Here is a 17,777-nt window from a genome sequence, read left to right as displayed (position 1 = left end):
AACTATCTTATTTTCAAGGTGATCAGACAAACGATGGCCAGCATGACTCCGATAATGATCATCCGATTTACAATTTTACTTTCGTGGTAACCGCTTTTTTGGTAGTGGTGATGAAGCGGCGACATCTTGAAAAGCCTGTGGGTTTGGGCGTATTCGAGACCGAACCGTTTTTTCCGGTATTTAAAAACCGCCACCTGAAGCATGACCGAAATGTTTTCGATCAGGAAAATACCGCAAAGCAGAGGGATTAATAATTCTTTACGAAGGATAATCGCCAATACGGCAATAACGCCTCCCAACATCAAACTCCCCGTATCCCCCATGAAAACTTGGGCAGGGTAGGTGTTGTACCAAAAGAAACCGATAACGGCTCCCACCATTGCGACGGCAAAAATGGTGGTTTCTCCCATATTGGGAAGGAACATGATGTTGAGGTAGTCCGCAAAAATCATATTACCGGAAACGTAGGCAAAGAAAGCAAGCGTCAATAGGATAACGGCACTGGTTCCGGCGGCAAGGCCATCGATACCGTCGGTGATATTCGCACCGTTAGAAACGGCCGTTACAATGAAAATAACAATAGGGATAAAAACCAACCAGGCCCATTCTTCGGCTTGGACGTCTTCCATCCAAAACAACAAACCGCCGTAATCGAATTCGTTGTTTTTTACGAAGGGAACGGTCGAAACTGTTGATTTTTCCGTCGGCATGAAGTTTTGCTCCACGTTGTTTCGGTTTACCACATTGGCGTCCGCATACTTTCTTTTAACCACAATATCGGAGTGAAAAAACATTGTAACTCCCACGATAAGTCCTAAACCGACTTGACCGATAACTTTAAACTTTCCGCTTAATCCGTCTTTGTTTTTCTTTATTTTTTTTAGATAATCGTCAATAAAGCCGATGGCTCCCATCCATACCACCGAAATGATGAGCAGAAGGATATACACATTGAATACCTGAGTAAAAAGCAGTACGGGAATAAGAGTGGCCAAAATGATAATCAGTCCTCCCATGGTAGGGGTGCCTTCTTTTTGTTTCTGCCCGTCCAAGCCCAAATCCCGAACCAGTTCACCCATTTGCCTGCGACGAAGCAAATTGATGATTTTTTTTCCGTACACAAGGGCGATGGTCAGCGACATAAGCACGGCGATGGCTGCCCTGAAAGAAATGTACCTCAAAAGATTGAGCCCCGGTATGTCGATGCCTTGAGAAGTAAGGTATTGATAAAGATAGTAAAGCATATTATTTTCCCATTAATGTTAAAAGTTCCTGAATGACCTCTCGGTCGTCAAAATGGTGGCGCTGTCCCTCGATTTCCTGATAGGTTTCGTGTCCTTTTCCTGCCACCAGTATAATGTCTTTGGGTTCGGCGAACTTAATGGCCATTTTAATGGCTTCTTTTCGGTCGGGAATGGCGGTGTATTTGCTGAAATACTGAGGTTCGATTCCCTGTTCGATTTCTTTGATGATGGCCGAAGGATTTTCGCTCCGAGGATTGTCGGAGGTAAGGACGGCCAACGTGGATTTTCGGGTCGCAATCTTGCCCATTTCGGGTCGTTTGGCGTGGTCCCGGTCGCCACCACATCCAAATACGGTGATGAGTCTTTCGTTTTTGGTTCGGATTTCGTTAATGCTGTCCAAAACGTTCTCTAATGCGTCCGGGGTATGGGCGTAATCGACGACGAAGAAAATTCCGCCGGGAGATTTAAGGGTTTCAAATCTTCCGTTTACCCGTCGGAGCCTCGATAGGGCGCAGATTACCTCACTTTCGTCGAAGCCCAGTTGGGAAGCGATGGCGAAAACCAGCAAAAGGTTAGAGGCATTAAATTTTCCGGTGAGGGTTGTCCAAAATTCTTTTCCGTTAAAATTCAGTAACATTCCGTTGAAATCGGCTTCCAAAACTTTTCCGTGGTAGTCCGCCAAAGCTTTCATGGCATACGAAACTTTGCGGGCTTTGGTGTTTTGGAGCATGATAGAGCCGTTTTTGTCGTCGGTATTGGTAACGGCCACCGCGGAAGCATCTAAGGTGTCAAAAAAACGTTTTTTGGTTTTAAGGTAATGCTCGAACGACTGATGATAGTCCAAATGATCGTGCGTAATATTGGTAAACCCGGCAACACGGAAGCAGAGCCCTTCCGTGCGATTTTGGTCAATGCCGTGCGAGCTGACTTCCATGAAGGCGTAGTCGCAGCCTTGCTCGAGGGCTTCGGCGAGAATTTCGTTGATTCTCACCACGTCGGGCGTGGTATGTGTTGATGGAAATACTTGATCCGCAATGCGGTATTCCACCGTGGAAATTAAAGCGCAACGAAATCCCATTTCTTGGAAAACATCAAAAAGAAGAGTGCAAACAGAGGTCTTTCCGTTGGTACCAGTCACCCCGACTAAGGCCAGTTTTTCCGAAGGGTTGTGGTAAAAATTGGAAGCCAGTTGCCCCAGCGCTTTAGAGGCATCTTTTACCTGGATGTAGGTTACACTGTCCTTCCGATGTTCCGGAAGAGTTTCGCAGATCACGGCAACGGCTCCTTTTTCGATAGCGGCATCGATGAAAGTATGCCCGTCGGCCTTAGTTCCCCTTACAGCAACATAGGCTTCCCCTCCGCTCACGCGTCGGCTGTCGAAAACCAAACCACTCACGTCCAAATCCATTCGGCCGAGGGTTTGCAGTGTGGGAATCCGTTGAAAAAGTTCTGTAAGATTCATTTTTTTTCTATTTTTTCTTCGTTTGAAATTTAATTTTGCAGTTTCAGGTAAATTTTTTGCCTTTTTCCTATCGGGGTGCCTTCCAAAGGGAATTGTTCTTTTATTTTACCGACGCCTTGGTACTCTACCCGATAGCCTGCGTTTTCAAATTGGGGAATTACGCTTTTGCCGGTGAGCCCTATTACACCGGGCATTACCCCGCGGCTTAAAGGAATTTTAACTTCGGTTTTTGTCATTTTGGCCCAGTCGGTTTTCTTCTCGGCCAGCATTTGTTTTTCGATGTTTTGTGGGGTTTTCAGAAAGGTTTTTCCTGCAATTTCCTTGAATACGGGAGCTGCCACCGTTCCCCCGTAAAAACCCAAGTTTACATCGGGTTCGCTGACCATGACGTAACAAGTATACTTCGGTTGGTCGGAAGGATAGAATCCCGCAAAGGAGGCGCGGTATTTCATCGGACCGGGAAGCCAGTATTCGAAACGTGCCGTACCGGTTTTTCCCGCCATTTTGAGGTTGGGGGTAAAGATGCTTTTGGCGGTTCCTTTTTCCACGGCTTTAGTTAAGGCGCTGGTCATCATTTTAATGGCATTGTCCGAAGCCATTTTTTTAATCATAATCTCTGGCTGAGCCTCGTACAAAGTTTTTCCGTCTTTCATTATTTTTTCGATGAAAAGAGGCTTGAGCATGGTTCCGTTATTGGCTATGGCGTTGTAAAACGTAGTCAGTTGCAAAAGACTGAATTCGTTGGAATAACCGTAAGAAATGGAAGCGAGGGTAGCGGTATTCCATTTTTTGCTTTTAGGGGTGTAGATAAACGGTGCAGCAATGCCGGAAAGCTCGATGTCCATTTTGTCCATCATTTTCCACCGTCTGAGATGGTCGAGGAAAACTTCGGGTTTCTTACCGTAATGCTGGGTGATGATTTTGGCTGTGCCCACGTTACTGGACTTTGCCAAGACATCGCTGATGTCGTAGGTTCCTCCGCCATGCCCGTCCGTGATTTTTTGTCCGCCGTAAGACCATGTTCCGTTTCCGACGTCTACGGTTGAGTTTTCGTCAATAAATCCGTCGTCCATTGCCGCCAAAAGCGAAACGGTTTTAAAGGTTGATCCAGGCTCTATACGGTCTCTTAGAATGTAGTTGTACACGTCGGTGTAAGTACCGGGAGCTGTTCTTTTCAGGTTAACCATCGCGCGCACCTTTCCGGTGGCAACCTCCATGACCAAAACACATCCGTGCTCCGCGTTGAACTTGATTAGTTGTTTTTCCAATGCCGAATGAGCAATGTCTTGGATGCGAAGATCCAGTGTCGTATAGACATCTTGTCCGTCGACGGGTTCTTTAGACTTCCAATAATCAATGGGTTTCCACTGACTGGAGTTTACCCTTTGTTCCAGCCGTTTACCGTCTTTTCCCGTGAGGTATTTGGAAAAGGCTAGTTCCAGACCTGATTTTCCGCGGTGGTCGTCCATGCCGATTGTCCCGGCTCCGATTTCGGTGGTGGCCAACTCCCTTTTGTAATTTCTTTCGACGATGAAACCGCCCCTGTTTTTGCCTTTTTTGAAAAGCGGAAATTTTCGGATACGGTCGTATTGGTCGAAATCCAATCCCTTCATAAAAGAGTAATACTGGTTTTTCTTGGCTCTTTGAGCATCGAATTTGGCTCTGTAGTAACTTCGTGGTTTACCGAACATTAAGCTTAGTGAATCCGTAAGAGCCCCGATGTTATTGCTGTAGGCGCTGTCTTTTATGGTTTTGAAATCCAAATAGATGTCATACCGCATGACCGTGGTAGCCAAGATGGAGCCATCGGAGGCAAAAAGATTGCCCCGAGCGGCTTTTAATGTGGCTTCCCGGTAGTTTTTGCTGATGTAACTCTGGCGTATTTCCTCAACGTTGTTGTGCTGGACATAGTAGATGCGTGCCAAGAAAACGATAAACGTCAAGGGAATGACCGCTGCCAGTACGTAGCTCCAAACCAGTACTCTCTTCCGTTTTACAGTATAATCATTTTGCTTCTGCATCAGTACTATCGAGTTTTATCAGTAGTTTGTGAGGATGGCTTTCTAAAGGAAGTAACGAGTCGGAAACCATTTCTTTTCCGAGTTCGGATTCCATTTTGACCTTAATGAGGCGACTTTGGGCAAAGGCATTCCTCGATTTGTATTCTTCCGTTTGTTCTTTCAGTTCGTTAATCTGTTCGATTTTTCGATTGACCAAGTGGTTGTTGGAGATCAGCAGAATTAAAAGGAACGCCAACAAAAGAAAATATTTGTAATGCGCCTTCCACTCGTCCCTGTTCAGGAAGTTTCCTTTGATGATGTCTTTAAACGTAAGACTTTTTGAGGGTTGGTATGTTTTCTTTGATTTTGCCACTTGGGGTTATTTTTTCAATCGGTTGTTTTTCTGTGTTTTTAGGGGTTAAAGTTTTATTCCTGTTCTCATTTTGGCGCTTCTTGCACGGGAGTTGATTTCTATTTCTTGTGCGTCGGGGATGGTGGCTTTGGATTTTAAAAGATCGAAAGCTTTGTGATAGTTTCCGTAGACGTCTCTTTGAGGTTCGCCTTCAAACATTCCGTTTTTCAGGAAGCGTTTGACGAGACGGTCTTCCAAAGAGTGGTACGAAATGACCACCAATCGGCCACCGGGCTTTAGGATTTTATAAGCTTGCAGAAGCATCTCTTTCAGAACATCCAGTTCTTCGTTGACCTCGATTCTTATGGCTTGGAACACCTGAGCAAAAAACTTGTTTTGTTTATGGGCAGGGATGAAGCTGAAGAGGTTTTTTAAGTCTTCTGTGGTATTGATGGGTTTGTTTTTACGCTCATGAACGATGGTTCTGGCGAGTTTTCTTGCCTCCCGGAGTTCTCCATAATGGTAAAAAAGATCCGCCAACTGCTCTTCTTCGTATTCGTTGACGACCTTTTTGGCGTCAAGCCCTTGCATGACGTTCATTCTCATGTCCAAAGGGGCATTGCTTCGGATGGAAAACCCTCTTTCGGCTTCGTCAAACTGGTGGGAGGAAACCCCTAGGTCGGCCAAAATACCGTCCACTTGAGTAAGACCGTACATGAGCAAAGCGTTTTCCAAAAATCGGAAGTTTTGATTAATCAGGGTGAAGCGAGGGTCTTCGATGCGATTGGCCAGGGCATCGCTGTCTTGGTCGAACGAGTAGAGGGTTCCTTTCTCGGACAAGCGGGATAGTATTTCGCGGGAGTGTCCGCCACCGCCGAACGTGCAATCCACATAAACGCCGTCGGGGTTGGTGATTAACTCGTCCACGCTTTGCCGAAGCAAAACAGGATTGTGATAACCCGCCGAATGACCAGCAGAATAACCGAGGTTTTGTTGATCTGTATTTTCAGGTGTTTTCAAAATAATTTTTCGGGTTTAAGGGTTGGTTGGGGCTTCAGGATTTGGCGCGAAGGAGAGGTTGCCCATGACTTCTTCGGCTATTTTGGCAAAATCGTCTTCGGAAGTAGCGACTACGTCTTCGTAGGCTTCTTTGTCCCATACTTCGAAGAGTTCTCCGGCGCTGGTGATTACGATTTCTTTTTTTAGATTAGCGAAAAGCATTAAATCTTTAGAAATTTGAATTCTGCCGGACGTATCCAGCTCGACCGTTTTGACGCCTGCAGTAAACATCCGTATAAAATCGGCGTTTTTCTTTACAAACCGGTTGAGCCGGTTAATCTTCTCCATCAGTTTTTCCCAATGTTTCATCGGATAGATTTCCAAACAATTTTGAAAAACGGAACGTTTGACCACAAAAGGAGCTTCCCCAAAGTCCTCCATTTGCTTTACTAAAGCGGACGGAACTTTTAGGCGTCCTTTGTCGTCTATTTTACATCCGTATGTGCCGATGAAACTCTTCATTTGGGACAAAATTAGATAAATAATTCCAAATTTTCCCACTTTTTCCCACTTTTTAGCTTAATGTTTGTAACTTTTTGGATTTGGTTTTAATTATTTGGTTTGTAGGGGGTTAATACTTTGCCTTGGTCGGCGGGCGAAAACGGGAACGATGGATGGAAACGAACATTTGGGGTTTAGCTAATTCAAGGTGTTTTTGCGGCGATTTGAAGGGCGAAAAACAGAAAACCCACCGGTAATGCGGTGGGCGGGTGTTGGAAAAAATAATAAGCAACTTATCGGACTTCTTTTAATTCGAATGTTTTCCCATCCATTTTCAAAGTGGCAGACTGTATCTGTCCCTTGAAATTAAATTCTATATTCCCATCGGAGTATATACCTCCCTTTGCCCATGCTTCTTTTTGGGGAAGAATGTAGTCTTTGTTATCCACGGTAAATTTTACTCTTCTGTCACTATTTTTATCGTTTCCTAAAAATGAAACGGCAATTTCCTTGCCCTCACCGACAAATTTGCTTGAAGCTATTTCTTCGAATTCAACTCCCTCAATTTCATTGTCTTCTCCTTTACCAAAGGAGAATGTTCTTTGATGAGTCCAAAAGAATCGCCCTTCAGCATCTTCGTATTTGGCACCGCTGGCACTCATGGTGCTTTTCATTTGGTATTCTTGTCCTGTGGTTTCGTTTTTCAGCGTTGCTTGCTCTCCGGTGGTGGAAAGGGTGAAAACGGTTTTGCCATCGTTGCTGGCATAAGAGGTAACCGAAACTTCAGGGGCATTTTCTTGAATTTTGGTCGAATCGGAAGTGGCCACAACGGTTGTGCTATCAACGTTCACTTCGTTGTGTTGAACTTCTTTTTTACAGGAAACGGTTAATGCCGCCAAAGCAGCTAAAGCGAAAAGGTTCTTTTTCATGTTTTAAATTTTTTAGGTTTTTTTCACTTTTTTTTATTCAAAAAGAATGCCACAATAAGCGAACGAACGGGCGTTTTTTATTTGGATAATCTTGTTTTTTCCACTGCAAGGATTAAAAAGAAGCCTAAAGCGTAACAGACGATATCGCCCCAAGAAAAAGTATTTCCCAATACGATGTAGGGGAGGCTGTTTTCCGAAAAACCTAATTTTTCGGCGGTCTTAAAGTATTGGAGTATTTCGATGAATACCGCAAGGAAGAAGGTTCCCATCGCGAATTTCCAAATCGACGGTGTTGTTAAAAAGGAACGCCCCAAGGCGTAGACAAAAGGGACGGCTAAAACGTCTCCGCCGTAAACCCTTAGCCAGTATACCGACTGAAACCGCGTGGCAATTACGACTTCGATGATCAGCAGTAATAGAGCTATCACAAAATATCGGAAATCAAATTTCATCGGTCGGATTTTAGCTTCCAATCATCTTTTTTATGGCGTTTAATTTCATTAATGCCTCAATGGGGGTGAGGGTATTGATGTCAATTTGGGTTAGTTCTTCCCGGATGTTTTCCAAAACCGGGTCGTCCAGTTGGAAGAAAGAGAGTTGGAGGTTGCTTTCGTCCTCTTTCTGTGTTTTTTTTGGGGTGTTTTTTTGTGTTCGGTTCTTTTCTAATGTTTTAAGAATTTCGTCGGCTCTTTGAACGACCCGCGAAGGCATCCCGGCTAATTTGGCAACGTGGATACCGAAGCTGTGCTCACTTCCTCCAGGCACTAGGGTTCTGAGAAATACGATATGACCTTTGTTTTCCTGAATCGAAACGTGAAAGTTTTTAATCCGTTCGAATTCGAGAGTCATCTCATTAAGTTCATGGTAATGCGTGGCAAAAAGGGTTTTGGGTTGTGTTGGATGCTGATGGAGGTATTCTGCGATTGCCCAAGCAATGGAAACCCCGTCGTAGGTGGAGGTACCACGCCCGATTTCATCCAACAAAATGAGGCTTCGCTCGGTAACGTTGTTTAGGATGCTGGCGGCCTCGTTCATCTCCACCATGAAGGTGGATTCTCCTGCCGAGATATTGTCGGAAGCCCCCACGCGGGTGAATATTCGATCCAGTACTCCGATTTCGGCATGTTTGGCGGGAACAAAACTTCCCATTTGGGCCATTAAGCAGATCAGTGCGGTTTGGCGGAGAATGGCGGATTTACCCGACATGTTGGGACCGGTAACCATGATGATTTGTTGGGAATCCTTGTCCAAAAAGGTATCATTGGCGATGTATTTTTCGCCTAGGGGAAGAGCGTTTTCGATGATGGGGTGTCTTGCTTGTTTTAGGTCGATGGTGTGCCCTTCGTGCAGAATAGGTTTGGTGTAACTTTCGGAAATGGCCAATTCGGAAAGCCCCACGGCGACATCCAATTGAGCGATAAGGTGGGAGTCGGATTGGATGACGTCCATATAATCCATTAGGTTGGAACAAAGGGTTCGGTAAAGCGAATGCTCCAAGGCGGCAATTTTTTCTTCCGCTCCCAGGATTTGGGATTCGTACTCTTTCAGCTCTTCGGTGATGTAGCGTTCGGCATTGACCAGGGTTTGTTTTCTGATCCAGTCTTGGGGCACCTTGTCTTTATGGGTGTTGCGTACCTCAATATAGTAGCCGAAGACGTTGTTGAAATCGATTTTAAGGGAAGTAATGCCTGTGTTTTCGATTTCTCTCCGGCACATTTCCTCCAGATAGCCTTTACCGTTTTTTTGAAGGGCGCGCAATCGATCCAGCTCCTCGGATACTCCGTCTCGGATGACATGACCTTTGGCGATATTGACAGGAAGTTCGTCGTTGAGGTAGTCGTTGAGCAGGCTCAGCAAATCGGAAGGATCGCTCAAAGGATTCAACCAAGCACCCAGGTCGTGATAAACGGATAGTTTTTCTCGGATGTCCTTCATGCTGCGGATGCTTTGGCGAAGATAGCCGAGCTCTTTCGGTGAAATTTTTTCGGCGGCCAATTTTCCCATCAGACGATCCAAATCGGAGATGGATTTCAAAAGGTTTTGGAGGTCGTATTTAAGTTGGTCTTCACGGTTAAAAAATTCGACCAACGAAAGTCTTCGGTTAATTTCTTGCACGCATTTTAGCGGCAGGATGATTCTTCTTCGAAGGAGACGTCCGCCCATTGGGGTGGAGGTTCGGTCGATAATCGACAAAAGACTTTGCCCGTCTTTAGAAGAGGGATGGATGATTTCCAAATTACGCAAAGTGAAATGATCTATTAGGAGATAGTCGTCCTGTGGGATTTTTTGGATTCGGGTGATGTGGTTGAGCAGGTCGTGGTGGGTGTCTTCCACTAAATAGGCGAAAATGGCTCCTGCAGCGGTAATGCCAAGCGTCATTCCGTCAACCCCGAACCCTTTGAGGGAATTTGTCTTGAAATGGGCGGTGAGTTTTTCTTCGGCATAGCGGGCTTGGAAAGCCCAGTCTTCTAATCGGAAACTGCTCCGTCCTTTTAGCTGGGGAGGGAGCTCTTTGCCTCGTTGGTAGATGACTTCGCTGGGATCGAAGGTATGCACGACATGGAGAAGTTTTTCGATATTGCCTTCGGAAATCAAAAATTCACCGGTAGAAATATCGACCAAGGCGAGGCCGTATTTTTCTTTTTCCTTATGAATGGAAAGAAGAAAGTTATTCTGTTTGGAGCTGAGTACCTGATCGTTAAAAGTAACACCCGGTGTAACAAGTTCTGTAACCCCTCGCTTTACGATTCCTTTAACCATTTTAGGGTCTTCCAGTTGGTCGCAAATTGCCACCCGAAGACCGGCCCTAACTAGTTTGGGGAGGTAGGAGTCGATGGAATGATGGGGAAAGCCGGCCAGTTCGGTATGAGAATCCCCGTTATTTCTTTTGGTTAAGACGATGCCTAGGACTTGGGAGGTTTTTACGGCATCTTGTCCAAAGGTTTCATAAAAATCTCCTACCCGGAAGAGCAGTACGGCATCAGGGTATTTGGCTTTGATACTGTTGTATTGTGCCATTAGGGGAGTTTCTTTTTTTGCTTTGGCCATAGGATGTAAAAACTTTAAAAAATGAGACCCCAAAAATACGAAAGTCTTTGCGAATGGAATTATCGGAAGGCTTTATAATTTTGATTTTGAAATCTTGTATGGAGACCGCTTGGGAGCTCCGAAATGAGAGGAAAGCATTTAGCCAGTATGATAAATCCTAAAAAATGAGTAAATTGCGGCAATTTTAATTTAGTTTTTTATGAAAAGGATATTCTTATTATGCAGTTTCCTTCTGAGTTTTGTGCAAATGCGTGCCGACGAAGGAATGTGGCTCATGATGCTGATCAAGCGTTTAAACGGGCAGGACCTTCAGAAAAAGGGTCTGAAGCTTACCGCGGAGGAAATTTATTCGGCTAACCACTCTAGTCTGAAGGACGCCATCGTTCAATTTGGCGGCGGGTGTACGGGAGAGATTGTATCGCCGGAAGGGTTGTTGTTCACTAATCACCACTGTGGTTATGGTCAAATTGCGGCACTTTCCACGCCGGAGAAGGACCATTTGACTAACGGTTTTTGGGCGATGAAAAGATCGGAGGAACTTCCTGCAAAAGGACTTTCCGTAAGGTTTTTGGTCAGAATGGACGATGCGACGGCTCGAATTAACGCGAAGCTTAACAACGGGATGAGTGCCAAAGAAAGAAGAGACGTGATTGATGCCGAGTACAAGGCCATTCAAAAAGAAAATTCCGAAAACGGCAAATATACCGTTGTGGTCAAAGATTTCTTCAACGGGAATGAGTTTTATTACTTTGTTTATCAGGATTTTAAAGATGTTCGTTTGGTGGGTACGCCGCCTAACTCCATCGGAAAATTTGGTGGGGATACCGATAACTGGGAGTGGCCAAGACATACGGGAGACTTTTCGGTGTTCCGTGTCTATGCGGATGCCAATGGTAACCCTGCGGAATATTCTCCGAATAACGTTCCTTTAAAACCGAAACATCACCTTCCTGTGTCTTTGAAACCTATCAAGCCAGGGGATTACACGATGATTGTCGGTTATCCGGGAAGAACCAATCGCTACATGACTTCTTATGGCATCGACCAGTTGATTAACCGGGATTATCCGGCATGGGTAGAGGCTTCCAAGACGGCGATGGACGTGATGAAAAAATACATGGATCGCGATCAGGCGACACGACTTAACTATGCTTCCCAGTATGCTTCAGTGGCAAATTACTGGAAAAACAGACAAGGAACGATTGAATCCGTGAAGAAAAACGGAACCATTCAAGACAAGCAAAAAGTGGAAGCCACGTTCCAAGCATGGGCTCAAAAGCCTGAAAACAAAGCGTTGTATGGTAATGTTTTAGCCGAAATGCAACAGTACTATCAAGCGACTTCGCCTAGAGGGGTAGAACGGAATTATGCGGCTCAACTAGGGCGCAATGCTAAGTATATTCCTTATGCGTTTAATCTTGGCGCAATGTTCCGCAGTTATATCGAGGAGAACGACGCGGCTAAAAAGGCTGAACAAAAGAAAGTGATTGCAGAACGTATCGAAGCGATGTATGAGAAATTCAATCCGGCTTTGGAGCAAGAAATGCTTAGTGCTATGGTTCAGCTTTACAGAGATCGGGTTAGAAGTGCAGCGGCAAATACCAGCCTTCAGACGGTAAATCCTTCGTTGTTAGGCGAGGTGGCTAAACATTCTATTTTTGCGGATCGGGCTTCGGCTTTGAGCTTTTTGAACAATCCGAGTGCGAAGGTTTTGGAGCAGGATGCTTTGCTGAAGTTGGCGACGGCTTATTTCAACGAAACCAAAACCATAGGCGATCGGTATGCAGCTCAGGACGATGCTTTTAGCAACAACAACAGACTGTTTTTCGATGGGCTTAGAAAATCGCATCCTAATCAGGCGTTTTATCCCGATGCGAACTCTACGATGAGGATGACTTACGGTAAAGTTTCGACGCTTCCTTTCCGTGAGGATCGAAAATACTATGGTGTAACCAATAACTACTATACCGATATTGACGGCATGGTGGCCAAGTACAAGAAAGGAGATGAAGAGTTTGATCTTCCTCAGCGTCTTTTGGATTTGGCTGCGGCAAAAGATTACGGTCAATATGCGGATCCTGCGGGGTATCTTCCGGTGAATTTCCTTTCGGATAATGACATTACGGGAGGGAACTCCGGTTCGCCGATTATGAATGGTAAAGGCGAATTGATTGGCTTGGCTTTTGACGGAAATTCCGAAGCGCTTTCTGGGGACATTGTCTTTGAAAAAGAATGGCAAAAGACTATTAATGTGGATGCGAGATTTGTTCTTTGGGTTATTGATAAGTTTTCCGGAGCAGGCCATCTTATCGAAGAGATGACTATTGTGAAGTAATAAAGTTATTTCGAAATAATTATTCAAATCCTTCCTAATTAATTAGGAGGGATTTTTTATTTGGGTTTCTTTTCGGGACGGTTCTTTATTGTCTTAATGTTTGGTGGCGCGATGATGGTTTAAGAAGGAACGTCAGGTTCTTAATTAGTGGGATGAGGTGTTTTCGATGGGAACGGTTGGTTGAGGGCGACCTCGTTATTTTCGGGAGATATTTCCTACATTTGCTTTGATGAAAACACAGTTAGTTTATGCCCGAAAGTGTAAAATTTAAAGCCGAGTTATTAAGGCATGGTACGGCCGATGCCTCTTATTTGGAATTTCCTTTCTCCACCGAAGTCTTATTCGGAAAAAAGGGGCAGGTCCGGGTTCTTGCGATTTTTGAAGGTGAAGTTTCTTACCGTGGTAGTCTGGCGCCGATGGGAGCAGGAGGGCATAAGTTGGGCGTTACTCAGGAAATCCGAAAAAAAACTGGTAAAACTTTTGGGGACGTTGTGTCGGTAGAATTATGGGAAGACACGGAAGAACGTACGGTGGAGATTCCTGAAGACGTCATGCTGCTTTTTTCGTTACACCCTGAGGCTTACGAAATGTATACGCTTATGAGTTACACTCACCGAAAAGAATACATGCGTTGGATTAACGAGGCTAAAAAACCGGAAACGCGGGAAAGGCGTAAGGTAAGGATGATTGAAATGATTTTAGCGGGACAAAAGGGGATTTAGTGGTTTAGCCTTCTAAAATTTGGGCGGCGGCTTCTTTGGTTTTTACTTTTTCGATGACTCTGGTGCAGACGCTTTGTTCGTCGAAGATGAACGTGGTTCGGACAATGCCCATAAATTCTTTTCCCATGAATTTTTTCAGTTGCCAAACGCCGAAGGCTTCGCATAATTTTCTTTCTTCATCGGCGATAAGGTCGTAAGGGAAGGCGTATTTGTTATGGAATTTCTTTTGTTTTTCGATCGAATCGGCGCTGACACCCAAAAGGAAATAGCCTTGGGCTTGGAGTTCTGTAAAGCGGTTGGCTAAGTCGCACGCTTCGGCGGTGCATCCGGGGGTGCTGGCTTTGGGGTAGAAGAAAATCACGAGTTTTTTTCCTTTTAAATCTTTGGATTTTATCGTTTTTCCGTCTTGATTTAGACCCTCGAATGAAGGAAGGGCATCACCGATTTTAAGCATAAATTTTTATTTTTGTTCAAATTTAATACTAAAATGACTAAAAAACAAAGAGCGGCCATTATTGTGGAGGAACTTGAAAAATGCTATCCGGAGACGCCTATTCCATTGGATCATAAAGACCCCTATACGCTCTTGGTTGCGGTGGCTTTATCGGCGCAGACTACCGATAAAAAGGTGAACGAAGTAACGCCTCATCTCTTTGCCGTAGCCGATACTCCCGAAAAGATGGCGGCTTTGAGCGCGGAAGAAATAAAAACGCTGATTAAAGAAATTGGATTGGCCAATACCAAAGCCAAAAATCTAAAGGCTATGGCCGAGCTTTTGGTGGAACGGCACCAGTCGGTGGTTCCTCAAAGTTTTGAGGCTTTGGAGGCGCTTCCTGGGGTGGGACATAAAACAGCTTCGGTGGTAATGAGTCAGGCGTTTGGCGTTCCTGCTTTTCCTGTCGATACGCATATTCATCGGTTGCTTACGCAGTGGAAAATTACCTCCGGCAAGAATGTGGTTCAAACGGAAAAAGACGCAAAGAGCATTTTTCCGAAAGAAAAATGGAATAAGCTTCACCTTCAAATCATCATGTACGGCAGGGAATATTCTCCGGCGCGGGGAGATAAAAGCAGGGATTATCTTACGCCTTTGGTGCTTGGAGAGGCTTCTGCATAAGGTTTCGGACGCTGTTTACGAGCGTTTCCACGTCGAAAGGTTTGGAAATATAGGCTTCTGTACCAAGCGATTCGGCAATATTGACAGAATCGGGGTGGGCTGAAACCAAAATGGTAAGAATATCGGCCGTGGAATGATCGTTTTTCAGTTTTGAAAGCAAATCTCTTCCGTCAAGGCCGGTCATCAGCAGGTCGGTAATCAGAACCTTTGGTTTGCGTTGGCGTATCATTTCAAAAACAATCATCGGGTTGGTGCAGCAACGGACTTTCCATCCTTCCATTTCCAGCAGGCTTCCCATCAGTTCGCAAACCTCCCGATTGTCATCCACTATAAGAATGCTCATTGTCTAACGATCTCTTTTTTCATCGGAGCAAAGCTACATCTTTCCCCGAGAAATAAAAATAGTAACGAACAAAAAAAACAAATCCTACGCGTTCTTAAACGAAAACTTCCAAACGGCGGAATATCTTTAGGATAAAGTGGGTTTTTACTTTTGTTTTTTCGCCCAAAGTTCCATTTTTCTTTCCAAAACATTTAGAGGCAGGCAGCCCTGGCTCAGAACGGCATCGTGAAATGCAGCCAGTTTGAACTTGGCTCCCAGTTGATTTTCGTAACGGGTTCGGAGTTCGCGGATTTTCATGGCTCCGGTTTTGTAGCTCAAGGCTTGTCCCGGCATGGCCATATAGCGTTCGATTTCTGCAACGGCTCCGGCTTCATCGTAGGCTACATTGTTCAAGAAATAACGGATGGCTTGCTCCCGATTCATTTGCCCGGTGTGCAAACCGGTGTCAATCACGAGGCGGACGGCTCTTAGCATTTCGTCACTCAGGGCCCCCATTTTCTGGTAAGGGTCGGTGTAGAGCCCTAACTCTGGCCCTAAGGATTCGGTGTAAAGCGCCCAGCCTTCTCCATAAGCCCCCAACCATCCGAATCGCATAAACTTCGGGAGAGATTCGTTCTCCTGCTGCAAGGCGATTTGGTAATGATGACCAGGGATGGCTTCGTGGAGGAACAAGGATTCCATGCCGGAGGTTACGTTAAAGTGTTTGGGATCGGGTAGGGGAATGTAGAAAATACCGGGACGCTTTCCGTCGGGGGTTCCGGGTTTGTATTCTGCACTGGCAGAGGCTTCCCGGAATTTTTCGGTTTGTCTTATTTCAAAAGGTGTTTTCGGGGTGGTCGAAAACATGGTTTTCAATTTCGGGGTAATTTTGGTCAAAACGGACTGAAAGGCGTCAATAACCTCTTTTTCGGTATGGTAAGGCATGGCTTTGGTGTCCGATTTTACAAACGAAAGAAATTCCTCCAGCGTACCGCTGAAGCCCACCGTTTGTTTTACCTTTTCCATTTCGGAACGGATTCGGGCGACCTCTTCCAATCCTGTTTGGTGGATGGCTTCGGGCGAAAGGTCGGTTGTCGTCCAGCTTTTTACGTAATACGCGTAGATTTCATTGCCTTTGGGAAGAGCGTTGTAGCCGTCTGTATCCCGTGCGGCAGGCAGATAAACGTCTTCTAAAAAGCGGCCCATTTTGGTGTAAGCCGGGATGATTTTTTCCGTAACAGTCTTTTGGTATTCTTTAATCAGGCGGTTTTTGGACGATTCGGAAAACGTTTTTGGAAAGGAACGCACAGGGCCGTAGAAAATATTGCGGTTAAAGTCCGTAGAAATAATTTCCTCCGCCTGCATTTGGGGGATCATTTTTCGGACCAAGACCTTAGGCAGCACCACGCCTTCTTTTACCCCTTCCCGGAAGTTTTCCATGGCGGTTTCCATCCACAAGGGAAATTGGTTCATTCTTTTCAGCCAGTTTTCGTAGTCTTTTTCGGTTTGGAAAGGTTGTGCGCCCGAACCGCTTCCCAAGAGCGGAAACTCCAGCGGAAGCCCTCCGAACTGAGTGAAAGGAATGTATTCCGGATGGTAGGCGTACCGTTCGATTTTATCCTGAAGGGTTGATTCTAAGACATCGTAAACGATTTTTTTGTCGTCGCTCAGGCTTTCGTAGTCGATGTTTTTCATCTGTTCCTTGACCTCGGTATAAAAAGCGATTTCCCCAGAAATGAAATCTTTGTCAATATCCACCGGCAGAAGGTCGTTATAACGATTGTCCCCTTGAGCCGTGGCTTCCAAAGGGTACATTTTAAGATATTGTTCGTAATAGTTGGCCGCGATGGAATCTATTTCCACAGGGGTTGCTTTGGTAAGCGGTGAATCACTTTTTTTACACGAATAAACGGTAAACGCTACCATTGAAATAACAAGAAAAAGGGTGGTCCATTTCATTTCGGAGTGAATTTTTTTTTCGAGAGGCTAAAATAGTAATAATTTTGGTATTGTTAATTTAAAATACATAATTGTTTATTTAATTTCAAGAATAACAATTTTAAAGAATTTTCCAACATAAACTGTTTTTTGGAATAGCACTTTCCTTTCTTTTAAATCTTGCCAAATAGTGCCTTATCCTGCTGTTGTATCCTTCCACTGTAAAGGTTTCCGCTTCTGACTCGAAATGCTTTTAGGGAGAATCAATTCCGAGTAACTCTTCCAATAATCGCTACAGAATCCGTTAATCTCCTGCTCTTTCAGCCTGTTCCAAAGTCTTTGAAATGTCGGCGTGTCTCTTTTTCCAGAAACAATGTCGAGGTAGCGTTTTCCAAATCTATCAACAGCAATCCAGGTCCGGCAATAGTTTTTTTATTCTGTACATAACTGTGGATTTCATCTAACTCCATGATTTCCACTGGATCTTTACTCTGCGGAAGCTCTACCTCCTCTCCCCATTTCTTTACCCACTGGTACACTGTGCCGTAGCTTATTTTCAAAACCCTCCCTATCGCTCGGAACCCCAAACCTTCCAAATACATCTCTAATGCAAGCCTTTTTTGTTCGTCTGTCTTGACATCTGATTTCTTTTCTACACTAAAAAAACACCCGCAGCTCTTGCATTTGTATCGTTGCAAACCTCTGATGAAACCTGCCTTTACTTTTTCTTCTGATTGACATCTGTAACATTTCATCCTGCTAAATTAGAAAATATATCTTAATTTAACAATAGTATAATTTTATTTCC

The 17,777-nt window shown here is 44.7% G+C and carries 15 protein-coding genes and 1 pseudogene; 3 read left to right on the top strand and 13 right to left on the bottom strand.

Annotation, left to right across the window (positions count from 1 at the left end):
* Positions 1-2: 2 nt before the first annotated feature.
* The 9 genes from mraY to mutS form a co-directional block, all read right to left on the bottom strand.
* A complete protein-coding gene (mraY, locus tag VQ048_RS01905; protein WP_327609992.1) occupies positions 3-1,244 on the bottom strand; it encodes a phospho-N-acetylmuramoyl-pentapeptide-transferase in 1,242 nt (413 codons plus the stop codon).
* Position 1,245: 1 nt separating this feature from the next.
* Complete coding sequence (locus VQ048_RS01900; protein WP_327609991.1) at positions 1,246-2,706, bottom strand: UDP-N-acetylmuramoyl-L-alanyl-D-glutamate--2,6-diaminopimelate ligase; 1,461 nt, start codon at positions 2,704-2,706, stop codon at positions 1,246-1,248.
* Between the two features lie 29 nt (positions 2,707-2,735).
* Positions 2,736-4,727 carry a penicillin-binding transpeptidase domain-containing protein gene (locus tag VQ048_RS01895; RefSeq protein WP_327609990.1) on the bottom strand — a complete coding sequence of 664 codons (1,992 nt, stop codon included), beginning with the start codon at positions 4,725-4,727 and terminating at the stop codon, positions 2,736-2,738.
* A complete protein-coding gene (locus tag VQ048_RS01890) occupies positions 4,711-5,079 on the bottom strand; it encodes an FtsL-like putative cell division protein (RefSeq protein WP_327609989.1) in 369 nt (122 codons plus the stop codon). The genes VQ048_RS01895 and VQ048_RS01890 overlap by 17 nt, the downstream gene beginning before the upstream one ends.
* A 45-nt stretch (positions 5,080-5,124) precedes the next feature.
* Entirely contained in the window at positions 5,125-6,078 is a 954-nt protein-coding gene (rsmH, locus tag VQ048_RS01885) for a 16S rRNA (cytosine(1402)-N(4))-methyltransferase RsmH (RefSeq protein WP_327609988.1), read from the bottom strand.
* Positions 6,079-6,093: 15 nt separating this feature from the next.
* The gene (gene mraZ, locus VQ048_RS01880) at positions 6,094-6,579 is read right to left on the bottom strand and encodes a division/cell wall cluster transcriptional repressor MraZ (protein ID WP_327609987.1); all 486 of its coding nucleotides are present in this window, start codon (positions 6,577-6,579) and stop codon (positions 6,094-6,096) included.
* Between the two features lie 272 nt (positions 6,580-6,851).
* Positions 6,852-7,487 carry an MliC family protein gene (locus VQ048_RS01875; RefSeq protein ID WP_327609986.1) on the bottom strand — a complete coding sequence of 212 codons (636 nt, stop codon included), beginning with the start codon at positions 7,485-7,487 and terminating at the stop codon, positions 6,852-6,854.
* A 77-nt stretch (positions 7,488-7,564) separates the two neighbouring features.
* Positions 7,565-7,939 carry a ribosomal maturation YjgA family protein gene (locus tag VQ048_RS01870; protein ID WP_327609985.1) on the bottom strand — a complete coding sequence of 125 codons (375 nt, stop codon included), beginning with the start codon at positions 7,937-7,939 and terminating at the stop codon, positions 7,565-7,567.
* A 10-nt stretch (positions 7,940-7,949) separates the two neighbouring features.
* The gene (mutS, locus tag VQ048_RS01865; RefSeq protein ID WP_327609984.1) at positions 7,950-10,535 is read right to left on the bottom strand and encodes a DNA mismatch repair protein MutS; all 2,586 of its coding nucleotides are present in this window, start codon (positions 10,533-10,535) and stop codon (positions 7,950-7,952) included.
* Positions 10,536-10,734: 199 nt separating this feature from the next.
* Between mutS and VQ048_RS01860 the strand changes: the two genes are divergently transcribed.
* Both VQ048_RS01860 and VQ048_RS01855 read left to right on the top strand, forming a co-directional pair.
* On the top strand, positions 10,735-12,870 hold the full coding sequence (locus VQ048_RS01860) for a S46 family peptidase (protein WP_327609983.1): 2,136 nt from the start codon (positions 10,735-10,737) through the stop codon (positions 12,868-12,870).
* Between the two features lie 248 nt (positions 12,871-13,118).
* On the top strand, positions 13,119-13,592 hold the full coding sequence (locus VQ048_RS01855; RefSeq protein WP_327609982.1) for a YdeI/OmpD-associated family protein: 474 nt from the start codon (positions 13,119-13,121) through the stop codon (positions 13,590-13,592).
* 4 nt (positions 13,593-13,596) lie between these two features.
* Here VQ048_RS01855 and bcp read toward each other — a convergent pair whose 3' ends face one another.
* Positions 13,597-14,046, bottom strand: coding sequence for a thioredoxin-dependent thiol peroxidase (gene bcp, locus VQ048_RS01850; RefSeq protein WP_327609981.1), 450 nt, complete (start codon positions 14,044-14,046; stop codon positions 13,597-13,599).
* A 33-nt stretch (positions 14,047-14,079) separates the two neighbouring features.
* On the opposite strand from bcp, the gene nth reads away from it, so the two are divergent.
* On the top strand, positions 14,080-14,709 hold the full coding sequence (gene nth, locus VQ048_RS01845; protein WP_327609980.1) for an endonuclease III: 630 nt from the start codon (positions 14,080-14,082) through the stop codon (positions 14,707-14,709).
* On the opposite strand, the gene VQ048_RS01840 is transcribed toward nth, so the two are convergent.
* The 3 genes and pseudogenes from VQ048_RS01840 to VQ048_RS01830 all read right to left on the bottom strand — a co-directional run bounded on the left by VQ048_RS01840 (position 14,675) and on the right by VQ048_RS01830 (position 17,724).
* A complete protein-coding gene (locus VQ048_RS01840) occupies positions 14,675-15,052 on the bottom strand; it encodes a response regulator (RefSeq protein ID WP_327609979.1) in 378 nt (125 codons plus the stop codon). The two genes, nth and VQ048_RS01840, sit on opposite strands and share 35 nt — an antisense overlap.
* Positions 15,053-15,196: 144 nt before the next feature.
* Positions 15,197-16,990, bottom strand: coding sequence for a DUF885 domain-containing protein (locus tag VQ048_RS01835; RefSeq protein ID WP_327609978.1), 1,794 nt, complete (start codon positions 16,988-16,990; stop codon positions 15,197-15,199).
* A 53-nt stretch (positions 16,991-17,043) separates the two neighbouring features.
* Positions 17,044-17,724: pseudogene (locus VQ048_RS01830) on the bottom strand (IS1 family transposase).
* Between the last annotated feature and the right edge of the window lie 53 nt (positions 17,725-17,777).

Source organism: Bergeyella anatis (assembly GCF_036016955.1).
Classification (GTDB): Bacteria; Bacteroidota; Bacteroidia; order Flavobacteriales; family Weeksellaceae; genus JAYWXI01.
Note: the sequence above shows the minus strand (reverse complement) of the source record. Positions and strands in the feature narration are given on the sequence as shown.

Excerpts from the sequence above, each read along its gene's own strand:
- VQ048_RS01855 (WP_327609982.1), top strand. The coding sequence starts at position 13,119 with ATGCCCGAAAGTGTAAAATTTAAAGCCGAGTTATTAAGGCATGGTACG.
- VQ048_RS01900 (WP_327609991.1), bottom strand. The coding sequence starts at position 2,706 with ATGAATCTTACAGAACTTTTTCAACGGATTCCCACACTGCAAACCCTC.
- VQ048_RS01895 (WP_327609990.1), bottom strand. The coding sequence starts at position 4,727 with ATGCAGAAGCAAAATGATTATACTGTAAAACGGAAGAGAGTACTGGTT.
- VQ048_RS01870 (WP_327609985.1), bottom strand. The coding sequence starts at position 7,939 with ATGAAATTTGATTTCCGATATTTTGTGATAGCTCTATTACTGCTGATC.
- VQ048_RS01875 (WP_327609986.1), bottom strand. The coding sequence starts at position 7,487 with ATGAAAAAGAACCTTTTCGCTTTAGCTGCTTTGGCGGCATTAACCGTT.
- VQ048_RS01840 (WP_327609979.1), bottom strand. The coding sequence starts at position 15,052 with ATGAGCATTCTTATAGTGGATGACAATCGGGAGGTTTGCGAACTGATG.
- nth (WP_327609980.1), top strand. The coding sequence starts at position 14,080 with ATGACTAAAAAACAAAGAGCGGCCATTATTGTGGAGGAACTTGAAAAA.
- mraY (WP_327609992.1), bottom strand. The coding sequence starts at position 1,244 with ATGCTTTACTATCTTTATCAATACCTTACTTCTCAAGGCATCGACATA.
- bcp (WP_327609981.1), bottom strand. The coding sequence starts at position 14,046 with ATGCTTAAAATCGGTGATGCCCTTCCTTCATTCGAGGGTCTAAATCAA.
- mraZ (WP_327609987.1), bottom strand. The coding sequence starts at position 6,579 with ATGAAGAGTTTCATCGGCACATACGGATGTAAAATAGACGACAAAGGA.
- VQ048_RS01860 (WP_327609983.1), top strand. The coding sequence starts at position 10,735 with ATGAAAAGGATATTCTTATTATGCAGTTTCCTTCTGAGTTTTGTGCAA.
- mutS (WP_327609984.1), bottom strand. The coding sequence starts at position 10,535 with ATGGCCAAAGCAAAAAAAGAAACTCCCCTAATGGCACAATACAACAGT.
- VQ048_RS01835 (WP_327609978.1), bottom strand. The coding sequence starts at position 16,990 with ATGAAATGGACCACCCTTTTTCTTGTTATTTCAATGGTAGCGTTTACC.